Raw genomic sequence first — 16,122 nt, 5'->3', positions numbered from 1 at the left:
AGGGTCGCGCCGTGGACGCGATCACAGGCGTCACAGCCGCCGCACGCCCGACACCCGACAGGTCAGGAGGCGTAGGGCGGGGATTTCCCCGCCGCCCGGGCGCCCCGCCCCCGGCGCAGGGTTGCCGCGACGGAGTTCGAGCGCAATGATCGGAGAACCTGAGTGGAGGACCTCCAATGCGTATCCTACTTGCCCTGACCCTGGCGGCGGCGCCCGCCTGGGCGCAGACCGCTGCCGACTCCGTCGCGCCGGAGGCCGCCTCGGGCCTCGCGCCAGAGGCCGGCGCGCCGGTCGCCTCCGAGAACTGGATGGTCGCGGCGGCCAACCCCCTCGCCTCCGAGGCGGGTGCCCGCGTTCTGCGCGAGGGCGGCTCGGCGGCCGACGCCATGGTCGCGGTGCAGGCCGTTCTGGGCCTGGTGGAGCCGCAATCGTCGGGCCTGGGCGGCGGCGCCTTCCTGGTCTGGTACGACGCGGCGAGCGGCGAAGTGACCACGCTCGACGGGCGCGAGACGGCACCCCTTTCCGTCAAACCGACCCTCTTTCAGATCGACGGGGAGCCGATGGGCTTTTGGGATGCCGTCGTCGGCGGGCTCTCGGTCGGCACGCCGGGGACGCCCGCGCTGATGGAGGAGGCGCATCGCCGCTGGGGCCGGGCCAACTGGGGCTCGCTCTTCGACGACGCCATCGGCCATGCGGAACAGGGCTTTACCGTCTCGCCGCGCCTCGCCGCGCTGGTCGCGGACGGGCGGGAGCGGCTCTCGGTCGCGCCCGCGACGGCCGACTATTTCCTGCCCGATGGGATCCCGATCCTGGAGGGATCGACCCTCCGCAACCCGGCCTATGCCGACACCCTGCGCGCCCTCGCCGCCGAGGGGGCGGACGCCTTCTATAGCGGAGAGATCGCCGAGGGCATCGTCGCGACCGTGCGCGGGGCCGCCACGCCGGGGCATCTCTCGCTGGAGGATCTCGCCACCTATGACGTCATCGAGCGGCCGGCCGTCTGCGCCCCCTATCGCGGGGCCGAGGTCTGCGGGATGGGCCCGCCCTCTTCCGGCGGGCTGACCGTGGGGCAGATCTTGGGGCTGATCGAGCCCTTCGACATCGCCGGGCTGGGCCCCGACAGCCCGGAGGCGTGGCGCCTGATCGGCGATGCCTCGCGCCTCGCCTTCGCTGACCGGGGCCGTTACATGGCCGATAGCGACTTCGTGCCGATGCCGAGCCGCGGCCTGCTGGACCAGGCCTATCTGAGCGACCGCGCGACCCTGCTCGCAGGCGATACGGCGCTGGAGGAGGTCGCGCCCGGCACGCCCCCCTGGGATCACGCGATGCTCTGGGCCGATGACGAGAGCCTGGAGTTGCCGTCGACCTCGCATATCTCGATCGTGGACGCGGACGGCAACGCGCTCAGCATGACGACGACCATCGAGAACGGCTTCGGCTCGCGGTTGTTCACGCCGGGCGGGTTCCTGCTCAATAACGAGCTGACGGACTTCTCCTTCCGCACCCATTCGGACGGCGTGCCCATCGCCAACCGGGTGGAGCCGGGCAAGCGGCCGCGCTCATCCATGGCGCCCACCATCGTGATGCAGGACGAAGCGCCGGTGCTGGTGGTCGGCTCTCCGGGCGGGTCGCGGATCATCGGCTACGTGGCCAAGACGATCGTGGCGCATATGGACTGGGGCATGGACGTGCAGCAGGCCGTGGAATTGCCGCATCTGGTCAACCGCTTCGGGACCTACGACCTGGAGGAAGGGACGGCGGCCGAGGATCTGGCCGAAGCGCTGGGCGCGATGGGCTTCGAGACCAGCATTCGCGGCCTGACCTCGGGGCTGCATGCGATCGCACTGGGGCCGGACGGGCTGACCGGCGGGGCGGACCCGCGGCGGGAAGGCGTGGCCATCGGCGAGTGAAGGGGTGAGCGGGCTCCCCGGAAACGGTCCAGTGGACCATTTCGCCCGCGAGTGGGCGGAGCCCAGGCCGCGAGGGACTGCCGTCCCTCGCGCTCCCTGCTGCAAGGGGGCCCTCGGGCCCCCTTGAAAATCCCCCGAGGGTCTTTCGGGCCAGAAGAAAGGACGGTCCGCTAGTCCGGGCAGGTTCCGGTGAGGCAGGCGAGGGCCTCGGCGCGGGTCTCGGGTGTCGAGGTCAGGGCGAAGCGCGGACAGGGGCCTTCGAGCAGGACATAATCGTCGCCATGCCGCTCCAGGAAGAGCAGGAGCTCTCCCTCGGGGAGATCCGCGCACCATGGACCGGCGCAGATCAGCTCGACCGCGATTTCCAGCGAGACGGGCCGGTCGAAGCCCGAGCGGCTGGCCAGATGGCCGTCGAGACGGGCCAGCCGGACCTCATGGACGCGCAGGGGCGGGTCGCGTGGAACCGGCGTCGCGGTGCCGCCCAGAGGGGTCAGCCGCCCGGCGGCGAGCACATAGGTCAGAGGGCTGTCCTGGGCGATGGCGAAGCTGGAGGCCACCGAGGGCGGAGCGCATGTGAGCGCCGTGGCCGGCTGCGCCAGGGCCGCGAGGAATAGGACGGGGAGAAAGCGCATGGGAGCCTCCGAGATGAGCGACCCCCGCATCCTGACATGCAATGGGGCCGTCATGCGATGACAGCCCCAGCGGATCACAGCAGGCCGAAGCGCGTCAGGACCTCGCGGTAGATGTCGCGCTTGAACGGAACGATGTGATCCAGCACCTCGGCCGCGGGCATCCAGGCCCAGCGAGAGAACTCCCGCACATGCGCGTCGAGGTCGACGGCCTCGTCGGGGCCGTCATAGCGCATCAGGAACCAATCCTGCATCTGGCCGCGATAGCGCCCCTTCCAAATGTTCGGCACGAGGTCATGCGGCAGATCGTAGGGCAGCGGCGCATCGAGCCGGTCGAGCAGCTCGACAGCGGCCGCGGAGAGGCCCGTCTCTTCCTCGAGCTCGCGCCAAGCGGCCGCCTCGGGCGCCTCGCCCGCATCGACGCCGCCCTGCGGCATCTGCCAGGCGCCCGGCATGTCCAGCCGCTCTCCGACCCAGACGAGCCGGGCCGAATTTATCAGGCACACCCCGGCACAGGGCCGGTAGGGCAGTGCCGCGATCTGCGCGGGCGTCATCCCGTCAGCCGTCGTTCCCGGCCGCCAGGTCGATGGCCGAGAGCCCCTTGAGGATGTCGATGGCGTAAGCCAGCTGGTAGTCCTCGTTGCGCAGTTCGGCCACGCGCTCGGCCTGTTCCTGCTCCAGGCGGATCTGCTCCTGCTGGTCCTCGGTCAGGCTGTCATTGTCGAGCGAGCCGCGCAGGTTGCGCTCGGAGCGGCGCGGGCGGGCCGTGGCCTGCTCCTCCGCTTCGCCCTCGGCCTCGGGAAGGCGCGGCGGCTGCACGACGACGATGTCGGGCGAGATGCCCAGCGCCTGGATCGAGCGGCCCGAGGGCGTGTAGTAGCGGGACGTCGTCAGCCGGATCGCACCGTCGCCCTGGAGCGGCATGATCGTCTGGACGGAGCCCTTGCCGAAGCTCTTGGTTCCAACGACCACGGCGCGGCGGTGGTCCTGCAACGCGCCCGCGACGATCTCGGAGGCGGAAGCGGAGCCGCCATTGATCAGAACCACCAGCGGCAGACCCTCGATCGCGTCGCCGGGGCGCGCGCCGAAGCGGTCGCCGTCGATCACGTCGCGGCCGCGGGTCGAGACGATCTCGCCTTGCTCCAGGAAGAAATCGGCCAGATCCACGCCGGCATTGAGCAGGCCACCTGGGTTGTTACGCAGATCCAGAACGACGCCGTTGATCTGATCGAGCCCGCCCATCTCGGCCAGGGTCTCTTCCAGGCCCGTGCGGATGTTGGGCATGGTCTGGTCGTTGAAGGTGGAGACGCGAATGACGACACTGTCGCCCTCGGGCCGGACGCGGGCGGCGGTCAGCTTGATCGTGTCGCGGGTGATCTCGATGTCGATGGGCTCTTCGAGGCCTTCCCGCACGACCGTGATCATGATTTCGGAGCCGATCGGCCCGCGCATCAGTTCAACCGCTTCTTCCAGGGTCAGGCCCAGCAGGCTCTCGCCGTCGACGGCAGTGATGAAGTCGCCCGCCTCGACGCCCGCCTCGAAGGCGGGGGTGCCGTCCATCGGCGTGATGACCTTGACGTAGCCCTCTTCCTGCGTGACCTCGATGCCGAGGCCGCCGAACTCGCCGCGGGTGTCGACCTGCATGTCCTCGAAGTCGCGGGGGGGCAGGAACGAGGAATGGGGGTCGAGCGAGGTCAACATGCCGTTGATGGCCGCTTCGATCAGGTCGCCCTCGTCGACCTCTTCGACATATTGGTTGCGGATGCGCTCGAAGACGATGCCGAACAGGTCGAGCTGTTCGTAGACCGACGGCTCCCGCGCTTCCTGAGCCAGAAGGGGGCCGGCGACCTGCGTGGTGGCGAGGATCCCGGCGACGACGCCGCCCGTGGCGGCCAAGGCGAATTTCTTCATGTCTCTTCCCTACTCAAAGGCGAACCATTCCGAGGGGTCCGCGGGCCGTCCGGCCTCTCTCACTTCCACATAAAGCGTGTCCGGGCGCGATGCGCCAGCACCTGCGGCCCCGTCGCGCAGAGGCCCGCCCATGGCGCCGAGGCGCGCGCCGCCCGGCACGATCTGTCCCTTGGAGACATAGACCTCCGAAAGCCCTCCGAAAACCAGCATCAGGCCCGGACGGGGCTCCAACAAGATCACGAGATCGTAATCGAGAAGCGGCCCGGCAAAGCGCACCGTGCCCGCGGCGGGGGCGGTGACCTCCGTTCCCGGCGGCGGGGCGAGGATCAGGCCGGGGCGGCGAATGCCGGCGGCATCCGCCTCGCCCGGGCGGCGCAGGAGGGGGCCGGGGGCCGGGAGGCCCAGGGGCAGATCCAGGTCGGTCTGGGCCTGCGGGAGTTGGTCGAAGCTCTGGGCGATCTCCTCCAGCGTATCGATGCGGGCGCGCAACGCGGCCAGGTCGGCGCGGGCCTCGGGCGGGCCGGTCCGATCGGCGATGGCCTGCGACAGCGCAAGCCGGGTCGCCTGGATCCCGTCGAGCCCGGCGCGCAGATCGGCGGCGGCCTCTTCCTCCAGGGCGCGGATCGCGTCGAGCACGGCGAGATCGCGGCGGAGCGTCTGGGCCTCGGTGCGCAGAGCGGGCGCGGCGTCGCCCAGCATCATGCCCGCCCGTGCCGCGCCCAGGGCGCCGGACGGGTGCAGCAGCAGCCCAGCTTCGGGCGTCTGGCCCATTCCGGCCATAACGCCCAGGAGGCGCGCGATTTCCTCTTCCCGGGCAGCCAGGTCGGCGGTGAGCGCCCGTTCCTGTGCCGAGACGCGGCGCAGCCCCTCGCGCAGCGCGGCCAGCCCAGCCTCATAGGCGCGCACCACCCCGGTGAGCGCGCCGACGCGGTCGGTTGCGCCCTGGGCGGCCTCCAGCCGCGCGCCCGCCTCCGCCAGCATCGCGGCGGCCTCCCGCGCCGCCTCGGCCCCGTCCTGCGCGACAGCCGGGGCCGCCAGCGCGGCCCAGATCAGCGCCGCGCGGATCATGCGATCAGGCTTATCCCCGTCATCTGCTCGGGCGCGTCCAGCCCCATCAACTCCAGCACCGTGGGCGCCAGATCGGCCAGCCGCCCGTCGCGCAGGGACGCGCCCTCGGGCCCGCCCCACAGGATGACCGGAACCGGGTTGAGCGTATGGGCCGTATGGGCCTTGCCCGTCTCGGGGTCGACCATGGTCTCGCAATTGCCGTGATCGGCGCAGACGATCATCGCGCCGTCACTCCCCTCCAGCGCTTCCAGCACCGCGCCAAGCCCCGCATCCACCGCTTCGCAGGCCGCGGCGGCGGCCTTCAAGTCGCCGGTATGACCGACCATATCGGGATTGGCGTAGTTCACGACGATCAGGTCATAGCACTTCTTGATGGCCGCCACGAAATGCTCGGTCACCTCGGCGGCCGACATCTCGGGCTGGAGGTCATAGGTCGCCACGTTGGGCGATTTGGGCATGTAGCGCTCCTCGCCGGGCTCCGGCGTCTCCTTGCCGCCGTTCAGGAAGAAGGTGACGTGCGGGTATTTCTCGGTCTCGGCCAGGTGGAACTGCGTCAGCCCCTTGGAGCCGACCCAATGGCCCAGCGTGTTCTCGACGGGCGCCTTGGGGAAGACGCTGGTCATGTAGGTGTCGTGGGTGGCGGAGTAATCGACCATGCCCAGCATATGCAGCGCGGGGCGCGTCCCCGCGTCGAAGCCGTCGAATTTCGGATCGCCCAGCGCAGCCAGGATTTCGCGCGCGCGGTCGGCGCGGAAATTGAGGCAGAAGACGCCGTCCCCCGCCGACATGCCCTCGTAGTCGCCCAGCACGGTGGGCTGGATGAATTCGTCGCTCTCGTCACGCGCGCGGGCGGCGGCGACGGCGGCGGCGGGGTCGGCGACGGCCTCCCCCTCGCCCCAGACCATCGCGGCCCAGGCCCGCTGCACCCGGTCCCAGCGGTTGTCGCGGTCCATGGCGTAGTAGCGCCCCGTCAGCGTGCCCACGGTCACGCCCTCGGGCAGCTTCGCCATCAGCCTTTCGACAAAGCCCTCGGCGGAGCGCGGCGCGACGTCGCGCCCATCGGTGATCGCGTGGAGCACCACGGGAATGCCCGCCTCCGCCACGATTCGGCAGGCGGCGATGACATGCGAGATATGGCCGTGCACGCCCCCATCCGAGATCACACCGATCAGATGCGCGGTCCCGCCGGTCTGCTTGAGCGTCTCGATCCAGTCCTTGAGCGCGCGACGCTGGTGGAATTCTCCGGTCTCGATCGCGTGGTCGATCAGGCCCAGATCCATCCGCACCACCCGGCCCGCGCCGATATTCATGTGGCCCACCTCGGAATTGCCCATCTGCCCCTCGGGCAACCCCACATCCGGCCCGAACGTGGTGAGCGTCGCGTGGGGGCAGGTCGCCATCAGGCGGTCGAAATTGGGCGTGTGCGCGACGTCCGGGGCCGATTGCTCGGGCCGGTCAGAGATCCCCCAACCGTCGAGGATGCACAGGATCACGGGTTTCTTCTGCATGGGAGCCTCCGGGGGTTTGGCCCGTGTCTAGGCCGGTCTCAGGCGCGATGGTAGGGGGAGCCGGCGAGGATCGAGGCCGCGCGATAGAGCTGTTCGGCCAGCATCACCCGCACCAGCATGTGGGGCCAGACCATAGCGCCGAAGCTGAGGAGAAGGTCGGCGCGGTCCCGCAGCGCCGCATCCAGCCCGTCGGCGCCGCCGATCACCAGCGCCACGTCCCGCGCCTCGTCGCGCCACGCGCCCAGGCGGGCAGCGAAGTCCGGGGAAGTCAGGGTCGCGCCCCGCTCGTCCAACAAAACCAGCGCGGCGCCCTCGGGAAGGGCGCGAGCGATGGCCTCCGCCTCACTGCCGCTGCCTCGGCCTTCGACCTCGGTCAGGGTCACAGGCGGCAGCCCCTGACCACGCCCCGTCTTGGCGAAACGGGCGAGATAGTCGTCGACAAGCACCTTTTCGGGCCCCTTGCGCAGGCGGCCGACGGCGACGAGGGTCAGGCGCATTCTGGATCTCTCCCGTCCCGAGGGTCCGCCCGTGGCAGGCGGGTCGCCATGAGTATTTGGAAACCGGTGATGAGGAGGCGCGCGCGCCGGAAGCGGGCCGCGGAGATCCTGCGGCGCGGCTTTCCGGCAGCCGCCGCACAATGCTCACCGGGCATGGGCGCGCGACCTTCGGCCAATGCGACAGCCCGGCGCGATCCGTCAGCTCAGGCGCTTCGCGGGCTCCGGATCCTGCCACATCTTCTCGATCTGGTAGAACTCCCGCACTTCGGGGCGGAAAATGTGGACGATCACGTCGCCCGCATCGACCAGCACCCAATCTCCCTGCTCCTTGCCTTCCATGCGCGCGGCATGGCCCAACTCGGGTTTGAGCCGTTCGGAAAGCTTCTCGGCGATGGAGGTGACCTGGCGGGAGGAGCGGCCGGAGCAGACCACCATCCAGTCGGCGACCGAGGACTTGCCGCGCAAGTCGATCTGCGTGACGTCTTCGGCCTTGTCATCGTCGAGGGACTTGAGCACGAGATGCAGGATCTCGTCGCTGCGCCCGGCTTGGGCGCGGGAGTTCGTTGTCTTGGCCCCTTGGGCCAGCAGGTTATCGGCGTTCAGGGTCCGATCCTCCGGAGTTTCGCGGGCCGTACCAGCCCTTTTAAAATCATAGCACCGGAGCGGCTGTCCGGCAATCTTGACGCAGCTATGTGGGGGCTCGGGCTGTTGCATTCAAACCGCTCCGCCGCCAAGAGCGCCGACGTGACGTCACGGTGCCCTATGGTTAGGCTCCCGTGCGATCAGATAAGGACGGAACTCGCTTGCCCATGGACACCGCCCCTGCCCCGCTGCGCGTGACGCAGTTCGGCCTGTGCTTCTCGCCCAATCTCGGGGACGGGGTCATCGCCGAGTGCCTGGCCCACGGGCTCCGCTCGCGCCATCCTGGCGTGGAGGTGACGCATATCGACCTGTCCGGACGGGAGGGCTTCGGCCATGTGACGGTGCGCGGGCGGCGCCTCCTGATTGCGATCCTGGACCGGCTGCCACGCGCGGTGCGCCAGCCCCTGGCGGAGCGCAAGCTGCAGTCGATGGTCGACCGGGTCGCCGCGCAGTGGCATGCGGCGGCGCGGGCCGACCTCGTGGTGATCGGCGGCGGTCAGGTGCTCTCGGACGCCAACCTGAACTTTCCGGTCAAGGTCGGCCGCGCCGCGCGGATGATCGCCGAGGCGGGCACGCCGCTCGCGCTCTATGCGGTGGGCGCCTCGCGCAATTGGACGCCCCGGGGACGGGACTGGTTCCGAGAGCTGCTGGCCTGCGATCTACGACTCGTCGGCCCGCGCGACATCGCCTCTGCCGAGGCCTGGACCGCACAGGCCGGAGGCGGCCCGGCGCCGGAAGTCATCGCGGATCCGGGACTGCTGGCCGCCGATTGCTACGGGCCGGTGGCGGCCAAGGTCGGAGTGGTCGGGCTCTGCGTGACGGATTTCGGGCTGCTGGAGCACCATGCCGACGGGGCCGTCGCCGGCGCGGGGAGCGGCGTGCGGTTCTATGAGGCGGTCGCTCGGGCCTTGATCGCCTCCGGGCGGAACGTGCGGCTCTTTACCAATGGCGCCGCAGAAGACCGGGCGGCGCGGGTCCGCGTGGTCGCGGCCCTCGCGGATGTCGCAGATCGGCTGGAACTGCCCCCGGACGCCGAGCGCCCGGCCGAGCTGGTCGCCCAAATCGCGGGGTGCGAGGCAGTGGTGGCCCACCGGCTTCATGCCTGCATCGTGGCCTATTCCTATGGGCGCGCCGTGATCGGGCTGGGCTGGGACCGCAAGCTGCAATCCTTCTTCGAGATGACCGGACGGCCCGATGGCTTCATCGCCGAAGGCGCCACGCCCGCGCGCATCGTCGAGATGCTGGAGGCGGCGCTGGCCGCCGAGCGGGACCCGCGACAGGACGGCATGATCGCCAGGGCCTGGGCCGGGATCGACCGTCTGCTGGCCTGCGTCAGCGTGCCCGCAAAGTGAAGCGGTAGCCGGTCACGTCGCCCAAGGCCGTGTCGCCGGGGCCGACCGCGATCTCCAGCACCGATCCTTCCGCCAGGGAGAACGCATGCCGCGCCTCGTGTCGCTCGGTCACGTGAAGGTCGGTCACCGCCGCGCCATCCAGGCTCACCGTCAGCCGGACCCCGTCGACGCTGCGCGCGGCGGGGTGGAGCATCAGGTCCAGCTCCGCCTCCAGAGCGGCGGGCGCGACGTAGCGATGCACCACCTCCACCGGGAAGGCCGCCGTTCCGGAAGGCAGCAGACTGCGCGAGAGCAGCCGCACCCCGGGATCGTCGGGGCGGCCCAGATAGGGCGTCCAGGGAACGCCCGACCGGCCCTGCCCCGGCATCGTCACCAGCGGCGCCACCCCGAGCGGATTGCGCGCCAGCCGGGTGAACCCTTTGCCCGGATAGCCGAATTGCAGAAACGAATCGGCCAGCAGGTCCACCGGTCCCAGCGTCGGCGGAGGACCCAGCACAAGGAGCGGGACCTCTTCGGAGAGGACAGGCGCCATCTCCGTGCCATTCGGACCCAGGGTCCGCGCCCCCGGCGGCAGGATCACCTCGCGGGGGGCGCCCCAGATGACCGTGGCGGCGTCGCCATAGCGGCAGCCGCGCGCGAAAGCGTCGGGGGCCGCGTTCGTCACCGGCAGCCCCGCCAACCGGTCCTGCACGAAGAGATAGGCGCGGCCCAACTCCGTCACCTCGCCCGCGCGGGTCAGAACCGGGGCGAACCCGTCTCCTCGGGGATGGAGCGGATACCAGGCCAGGCGCGTCACCCCGGACAGCGCCGCCATGCAATGCATCTTGAGCAGCAGCGCGGGCGCGGCCTCGGCATCGGGTGTTCCGTATTCGGTGATCTCGAACGGCATCTCCGCCAGGGCGGGCAGGCGCCGCATCTCAGCCACTTGCGCGGGCAAGACCTCGGGCGGGGTGTCGTAGGGATGGAAGGCCAGCGCGTCCATGTGAGCGAAGGCCCCGGCCCGATCGAGCAGCGCGGTGTAGCCCGTCGGCAGCGAGTGCAACGCACCCCCGAGGATGCGCACATCCGGGCGCACGGCCCGGACCTGGCGCGCGACACTCTCTAGCAGCGCGGTATAGCCCTCGGCCCGGCGGACGAGCCCGCCCGCCCGCAAGGGTCCAGTGACGAAATTCTCCGAGTTGATCTCGTTGCCGATCTCGACCGCGTCGACGGTCGGGAAGCGCGCGGCCGTCTCGGCGGCGTGCCGCCCGAAGGCCGCGATCCCCTCCGGCGTCACGGGGGTGGCGCCCTCCTCATAGGCCGGATGGCCGTTGTTCACCGTCAGGCTCATGCGGGGCAGCCGGGCGGGAAAGGTGTCGCGGCCGCGCACGAAGCGAAAGCGTCCGTCGGGCCCTTCGACCCGGTCCCAATAGACCGCATCCCGGAAGTCGGCGATTCCCGCCGCCACCGCCGCCTGAAGCAGGCCAAGGGGCATCCCCTGGCCGAAATTGGACGCCACAGCCATATCGGGGCCGCGCAACTCCTGCGCTGGGGCCGCGCCCGCCAGCGCGGCGGTCAGGAAGAGGACGTGGACCCACCGCATTTTCGTCTCCGAAAGACAGGATACTGAAAGTACTTGACCAAACCCGAGACTTTGAGGCCAGCACCTAAGCCATGCAACTTTTTCCCACGTCCCTCCTGGTCGTGCTGGCGCTGGTCGTTCTGGCCATGCGCGGGCCGCAGCGGGGATTCTGGGCGTTCATGGCGCTCCTCCCCTTCGCGGCGACGGCGGCGTTCAACCTGCCCGCTGTGGGCGGCGCCTCGATCCTGCTGGCCGATATCGGCGCCCTCGGGATCATCGCGCTGCTGATCGCGCGCCCGGGGGGCACGTCGCTCCTGCTGGGGACGATGCGCCTGGGGCAGCCGGGCTTCTGGATCGCGCTGCTCACGGTCTGGGCGATCTTCTGCACGATGGCGATGCCGCGGCTCTTCGCTGGCGAGACGCTGGTCTTTTCGATCGCGCGGGCGGGCAACGAGAACGGGGTCGTCACCTCGTCCCTGCGGCCCAGCACCGGCAATCTGACGCAGCTTTTCCGCCACCTGCTGGGGGTGTGCATCTTCCTGGCGGCGGCCACCATCTTTCGGCTGCGCCCCGATCCCGGACCGGTGATCACGGCGATGGCGGCGGCGACGGGGCTGCATATCGCGCTCGGCGTGCTCGACGTGCTGACCTATCACACGGGGCTGGAGGCGCTGATGGAGCCCTTCCGCACCGCCAATTACGCCATCCTCTGGAACCACGAGATGATCGGGCTCAAGCGGATGATCGGCGGCTTCCCCGAAGCGTCGAGCTTCGGCTATCTCAGCCTCGGCCTCTCGGCGGTCTGGCTGCATCTGTGGCTGACGGGCGTGCGGCGGCGGCTGTCCGGGTTGCTGCTGTTCGCGACGCTGGCCTGCCTGATCCACTCGACATCCTCCTCGGCCTATGTCGGGCTGGTCGCGTTCCTGTCGCTCTATGGCACGGTGCGCATCCTGGCGGGGATGGGGCGGCGGGTGTCCCGGCGCGGCGCCACCATCGCGGGGCTGTCGCTGACGGCGGCCTGGCTGGGGATCGTGGCGCTTTACGGCGCCTACCATTTCGTGGAGCCGGTCCAGGCCTTCTTCGACCGCGCGCTTTTCGACAAGCTGGAGGGTGCCTCGGGACAGGAGCGCGGCAGCTGGAACGCCCAGGCGCTCATCAACTTCGCTGACACCTGGGGTCTCGGGGCGGGGCTCGGCTCGGTCCGGGCGTCCAGCTGGGTCGTGGCTGTGCTGGCCTCGCTCGGGCTGATCGGCGCGGTGCTCTATGCGGGCTTCCTGCGGGCGCTCTTGCTGAGCCGCGGGGCGTGGCGCGGCGAGGACCGGCAGGGAAAGGTGGCCGATGCTCTGCGCGCGGGCTGCGTGGCGCTGCTGGTCTCGGCGGTGCTGACGCTGCCGACGCCGGATCTGGGCCTCGCCTTTTACGCGATGGCGGGGGCGGCGGCGGGTCTGTCGCGTGGCGCGGCGCTGGCCCGCAACGCGGGCAGGACGCCACAGGCTCTTCATCCTGCCGCCTGAATTCCTACTTGGAAACGGTGTTTATGGTATTGCCGCTGTAATGGAGCCGACTCGGACATGGTAGACGAGACCGGAAGGGTGAGTCCGTTTCCCACGATGCTTTGCATCGGGGGGGTACTCGCATGAGACGGTCCAAGGGATTGCCGCGCGCGCGGCATGCCGCGCGCCCGTCCCACGAGAGGAGCCAGATGACCCACGAGGTCGCCGATTTCGACGTCCGGCCCGGTCCGCTGTCCCGCTTCGTGCCCCAAGGCAACGAAGGCCTTGACGGAATCGACCCGCGCGATGTCCTGGCAGGGATCTGGTCCGGGCGCTGGATCATCCTGACCTCGGCGCTGATCTGTGCGGTCCTGACCTATCTGATCGTCTCGCAAATGACGCCGGTCTACGGCTCCATCGCCAAGGTGCTGCTCGACCCGCGCGAGGGGACGCTCGTCAAGGATGAGCAGGTCGTGGCCGATCTGGACCTCTCCAGCGAGGTCGTCGCCTCCGAGATATCCATCCTGCGCTCCAACGTCCTTCTGGAGGATGTGGCCCGGACCATCGGCGCCGACCGGCCCGACCTGCTGGAATTGCTCCTGCCCTCGCAGCAGCCGCCCTCCTTGCCCCGGCGCATCCTCGACGCGATCGGGATCGGGGGCCCGGAGCCCGAACTGTCCGAGGAAGAGCGGGAGATGTCCGAAGCCGCGCGCATGGACGCCCTCGTCTGGGCGCTGCGTCAGGCCACGGATGTCTGGCGCGATGGCGATGCCTACATCATCTCAGTCTATGCCGAGACGCACGATCCCGTTCTCTCCGCGACGGTCGCCGGAACCCTGGTGGAGCGCTACATCGCCCAGCAGGTCGAGGGCCGCCAGCAGACCGCGACCGAAGCGACCGCCCGCATCGAAGCGCGCATCGCCGACCTGCGCCAACAGGTCGAAGCCGCCGAGCAGGCGGTGGAAGACTACCGCGCCTCCACCATCGCCGATAACGGCTCCAGCATCGACATCCTCTCCCAGCGGCTGATTTCGCTCAACGACGAGCTGGTCCAGGCCCGCATCGAGCGCGTCGCAGCCGAGACGCGGTTCGAGGAAATGCAGCGCCTCGTCGAGACCGGCGGCGCCATCGCGCTGATCAACATGGTCACCTCCGACAACATCGTGGAGTTGAACGCCCGGCGGCTGGAGCTCGAAGCGCAAGATGCCGAATGGGCCCGTCAGGGCTATCCCGACACCCATCCGGAGCGGCGCAAGATCCTGGCCCGTCTCGGCGATGTCGACCGCTCGATGGAGATCGAGGTCGCCCGGGCGCTGGACGCCCAGCGCAACGAGGCACGGATCGCCCGCGTCCGCGAGGAGACGATGGAGGCCGCCCTCGAAGACGTCGAGGCGCGCTATCTCGATGCCTCCCGCTCCACCATCGGCCTGCGCCAGCTGGAGCGCGAGACGGAAGCCGTGCGCGACGTCTACAAGGAACTCCTGACCCGCGTGGCCGAGACCCGCACCCAGGAGCAGTTCCAATCCCCCGATGCCCGCGTGATCGAGCGCGCAACGATCCCCGGCTCGCCTGCGTCGCCGCGTCCCAAGCTGCTGTCGATCATGGCGCTGTTCGCCGGGGCCGGACTGGGCTTTGCCATCGTTCTGATGCGCCGTCTCGCCACCCGCACCTTCCACGACCCCGACGACGTCGAGCGCGCCACCGGCCTGCCCGTCGTCAGCGTCCTGCCCGAGACCAGGTTCGACGGGCTGCAAGCCGCCGTCGACGAGATCGTCTGCAACCCGATCGGACATACCGCCGAGGCGGTGCGCGCCCTGCGCAACCATCTGAACGCCGGCGCGCCGGATGCGCTCTCGCGGTCCATCGCGCTGGTCTCGCCGCTTTCGGGCGATGGCAAGACGACCGCGACGATCCTGCTGGCCCGCCTCGCGGGCCTCGCCGACGAGCATGTCGTCGTGGTCGACATGGACCTGCGTCAGGACACGCTCGCGCGGGAATTCGGGCTGGGCCGCCGCGCGGGCGTGGGCGACGTGCTGCGCGGGGAGTGCAGCCTGGAGGAGGCGATCTATTCCTCCGAGGATTTGGATTTCGACGTGGTGACGGCGGGCCGTCCCGGCGCGCGGGCGACCGACGCGCTGCGCATGGGCAGCCTGTCGCAGCTTCTCGACGACCTGAAAGACATCTACGACGTCGTCCTGGTCAACACGCCCGCCTTGCTGCAAGCGCCGGATGGCGCGGTGATCGCCCGGGCGGTGGACCAATGCGTGCTGCTGATCCGCCACGACCAGACGCAGGAATCGGCGGTCCGCCGCTGCATGTCCGTCCTGGCCGCCCATGACGCGAACCTGGAAGGCGTCGTGATGACCCGCGCCGATCTGGAGCATGTGCCCGACGGCTATCTCTTCAGCTACGGCTATGCCTGACACCGCCCCCGGCCCGACCCGCCGCCGCCCGCGCATCGCGCTGGTGCATTACTGGCTGACGAAGATGCGCGGCGGCGAAAAGGTGCTCGAATCGCTATGTCGTATGTTCCCCGAGGCCGACATCGTCACCCATGTGGCTGACCCCTCGGCGCTGTCCGATACGCTCACGGCCCACCGCATCCGCGAAACCTGGATCGGCCGCCTGCCCGCCGCACGCCGCCTCTACCAAGCCTATCTACCGCTGATGCCCCGCGCGCTGGAGGCGGTGGACCTGACCGGCTACGATCTGGTGATCTCGTCCGAGGCGGGGCCGGCCAAGGGCGTTATCGCGCCGCCCGACGCGTTCCACCTGTGCTATTGCCATTCGCCGATGCGGTACCTTTGGGATCAGTATCACACCTATCGCGACGGCACCGGCCCGGCGCAGCGCGCCGCCATGTCGGTCTTCGCCCATGGGCTGCGGCAATGGGACGTGACCTCGGCGGCGCGGGTCGATGCCTTCGCCGCCAATTCGGGCCATGTCGCCGCGCGGATCGAGAAATATTGGCGCCGCCCCTCCACCGTCGTGCACCCGCCCGTGGCCGTCGAGGATTTCGCGCCCGCGCCCGGCGGCCCCGAGGAGTTCTATCTCTGGGCCGGCGAACTCGCGCCCTACAAGCGCCCCGACATGGCGGTCGAGGCGTTCGGGCGGCTCGGCCTGCCCCTGGTCGTGATCGGCGGGCCGGACAAGACGGTGGCGGCGCTGAAGGCCCGCGCCACGCCCAACGTCACCTTTCTCGGCCGCGCCCCCTTTCCCGTGCTGAAGGACCATCTCGCCCGCTGCCGCGCCCTGATCTTCCCGGGCGAGGAAGATTTCGGGATCGTCCCGGTCGAGGCGATGGCCTCCGGCCGTCCCGTGATCGCCTATGGGCGAGGCGGCGCGCTCGACACGGTGGTCGATGGCGAGACCGGCCTGCTGTTCCCCGAGCAGTCGGTCGATGCGCTGGTCGCGGCGGTGGAGCGGTTCGAGGCGGAGCGGCTCTGGGACGTAGACCCGGCCCGGCTGGTGGCCCATGCGCAGGGCTTCTCCGAAGCCGCGTTCCAGTCCGGTATCCGCGCGATGCTGCCCGCGGGGCTGGCCTGACCGTC

The 16,122-nt window shown here is 70.0% G+C and carries 13 protein-coding genes; 5 read left to right on the top strand and 8 right to left on the bottom strand.

What is annotated here, in order from left to right; genetic code table 11:
- Positions 1 to 176 precede the first annotated feature (176 nt).
- Positions 177 to 1,910, top strand: a complete 1,734-nt coding sequence (gene ggt, locus DTQ71_RS02910) for a gamma-glutamyltransferase (protein WP_109562769.1) — start codon at positions 177 to 179, stop codon at positions 1,908 to 1,910.
- Between the two features lie 170 nt (positions 1,911 to 2,080).
- Here ggt and DTQ71_RS02905 read toward each other — a convergent pair whose 3' ends face one another.
- From DTQ71_RS02905 to rsfS, 7 genes are all read right to left on the bottom strand, one after another.
- The gene (locus tag DTQ71_RS02905) at positions 2,081 to 2,542 is read right to left on the bottom strand and encodes a hypothetical protein (protein ID WP_109562768.1); all 462 of its coding nucleotides are present in this window, start codon (positions 2,540 to 2,542) and stop codon (positions 2,081 to 2,083) included.
- 74 nt (positions 2,543 to 2,616) lie between these two features.
- Complete coding sequence (locus DTQ71_RS02900) at positions 2,617 to 3,093, bottom strand: RNA pyrophosphohydrolase (protein WP_109562767.1); 477 nt, start codon at positions 3,091 to 3,093, stop codon at positions 2,617 to 2,619.
- A 4-nt stretch (positions 3,094 to 3,097) separates the two neighbouring features.
- Positions 3,098 to 4,450 (bottom strand): S41 family peptidase, encoded by a 1,353-nt coding sequence (locus tag DTQ71_RS02895; protein WP_109562766.1) that lies wholly within the window; start codon positions 4,448 to 4,450, stop codon positions 3,098 to 3,100.
- Positions 4,451 to 4,459: 9 nt separating this feature from the next.
- Complete coding sequence (locus tag DTQ71_RS02890; RefSeq protein ID WP_109562765.1) at positions 4,460 to 5,518, bottom strand: murein hydrolase activator EnvC family protein; 1,059 nt, start codon at positions 5,516 to 5,518, stop codon at positions 4,460 to 4,462.
- Positions 5,515 to 7,026, bottom strand: a complete 1,512-nt coding sequence (gpmI, locus tag DTQ71_RS02885) for a 2,3-bisphosphoglycerate-independent phosphoglycerate mutase (RefSeq protein WP_109562764.1) — start codon at positions 7,024 to 7,026, stop codon at positions 5,515 to 5,517. Before gpmI ends, DTQ71_RS02890 begins: the two co-directional genes overlap by 4 nt.
- A gap of 38 nt (positions 7,027 to 7,064) precedes the next feature.
- Positions 7,065 to 7,523, bottom strand: coding sequence for a 23S rRNA (pseudouridine(1915)-N(3))-methyltransferase RlmH (gene rlmH, locus DTQ71_RS02880; RefSeq protein ID WP_109562763.1), 459 nt, complete (start codon positions 7,521 to 7,523; stop codon positions 7,065 to 7,067).
- A gap of 198 nt (positions 7,524 to 7,721) precedes the next feature.
- Positions 7,722 to 8,108 (bottom strand): ribosome silencing factor, encoded by a 387-nt coding sequence (rsfS, locus tag DTQ71_RS02875; protein WP_407066388.1) that lies wholly within the window; start codon positions 8,106 to 8,108, stop codon positions 7,722 to 7,724.
- Between the two features lie 224 nt (positions 8,109 to 8,332).
- Here rsfS and DTQ71_RS02870 point away from each other — a divergent pair, with 224 nt between their 5' ends.
- The gene (locus tag DTQ71_RS02870) at positions 8,333 to 9,517 is read left to right on the top strand and encodes a polysaccharide pyruvyl transferase family protein (RefSeq protein WP_109562761.1); all 1,185 of its coding nucleotides are present in this window, start codon (positions 8,333 to 8,335) and stop codon (positions 9,515 to 9,517) included.
- On the opposite strand, the gene DTQ71_RS02865 is transcribed toward DTQ71_RS02870, so the two are convergent.
- On the bottom strand, positions 9,498 to 11,099 hold the full coding sequence (locus DTQ71_RS02865) for a hypothetical protein (protein ID WP_109562760.1): 1,602 nt from the start codon (positions 11,097 to 11,099) through the stop codon (positions 9,498 to 9,500). The two genes, DTQ71_RS02870 and DTQ71_RS02865, sit on opposite strands and share 20 nt — an antisense overlap.
- 71 nt (positions 11,100 to 11,170) lie before the next feature.
- Between DTQ71_RS02865 and DTQ71_RS02860 the strand changes: the two genes are divergently transcribed.
- From DTQ71_RS02860 to DTQ71_RS02850, 3 genes are all read left to right on the top strand, one after another.
- Entirely contained in the window at positions 11,171 to 12,592 is a 1,422-nt protein-coding gene (locus DTQ71_RS02860) for a hypothetical protein (protein WP_109562759.1), read from the top strand.
- A 188-nt stretch (positions 12,593 to 12,780) separates the two neighbouring features.
- Positions 12,781 to 14,994 carry a GumC family protein gene (locus DTQ71_RS02855; RefSeq protein ID WP_170125273.1) on the top strand — a complete coding sequence of 738 codons (2,214 nt, stop codon included), beginning with the start codon at positions 12,781 to 12,783 and terminating at the stop codon, positions 14,992 to 14,994.
- The gene (locus DTQ71_RS02850; RefSeq protein ID WP_109562757.1) at positions 14,987 to 16,117 is read left to right on the top strand and encodes a glycosyltransferase; all 1,131 of its coding nucleotides are present in this window, start codon (positions 14,987 to 14,989) and stop codon (positions 16,115 to 16,117) included. The genes DTQ71_RS02855 and DTQ71_RS02850 overlap by 8 nt, the downstream gene beginning before the upstream one ends.
- The last annotated feature ends 5 nt before the right edge of the window (positions 16,118 to 16,122 follow it).

Source organism: Jannaschia seohaensis, assembly GCF_900116765.1.
In the GTDB taxonomy this organism is placed as follows: Bacteria; Pseudomonadota; Alphaproteobacteria; order Rhodobacterales; family Rhodobacteraceae; genus Jannaschia; species Jannaschia seohaensis.
This window is presented reverse-complemented; position numbering and strand designations above follow the sequence as displayed.

Coding starts and splice junctions, on each gene's coding strand:
- DTQ71_RS02850 (WP_109562757.1), top strand. CDS start 14,987: ATGCCTGACACCGCCCCCGGCCCGACCCGCCGCCGCCCGCGCATCGCG.
- DTQ71_RS02900 (WP_109562767.1), bottom strand. CDS start 3,093: ATGACGCCCGCGCAGATCGCGGCACTGCCCTACCGGCCCTGTGCCGGG.
- DTQ71_RS02865 (WP_109562760.1), bottom strand. CDS start 11,099: ATGCGGTGGGTCCACGTCCTCTTCCTGACCGCCGCGCTGGCGGGCGCG.
- DTQ71_RS02860 (WP_109562759.1), top strand. CDS start 11,171: ATGCAACTTTTTCCCACGTCCCTCCTGGTCGTGCTGGCGCTGGTCGTT.
- DTQ71_RS02855 (WP_170125273.1), top strand. CDS start 12,781: ATGACCCACGAGGTCGCCGATTTCGACGTCCGGCCCGGTCCGCTGTCC.
- rlmH (WP_109562763.1), bottom strand. CDS start 7,523: ATGCGCCTGACCCTCGTCGCCGTCGGCCGCCTGCGCAAGGGGCCCGAA.
- DTQ71_RS02870 (WP_109562761.1), top strand. CDS start 8,333: ATGGACACCGCCCCTGCCCCGCTGCGCGTGACGCAGTTCGGCCTGTGC.
- ggt (WP_109562769.1), top strand. CDS start 177: ATGCGTATCCTACTTGCCCTGACCCTGGCGGCGGCGCCCGCCTGGGCG.
- DTQ71_RS02895 (WP_109562766.1), bottom strand. CDS start 4,450: ATGAAGAAATTCGCCTTGGCCGCCACGGGCGGCGTCGTCGCCGGGATC.
- gpmI (WP_109562764.1), bottom strand. CDS start 7,026: ATGCAGAAGAAACCCGTGATCCTGTGCATCCTCGACGGTTGGGGGATC.
- DTQ71_RS02890 (WP_109562765.1), bottom strand. CDS start 5,518: ATGATCCGCGCGGCGCTGATCTGGGCCGCGCTGGCGGCCCCGGCTGTC.
- DTQ71_RS02905 (WP_109562768.1), bottom strand. CDS start 2,542: ATGCGCTTTCTCCCCGTCCTATTCCTCGCGGCCCTGGCGCAGCCGGCC.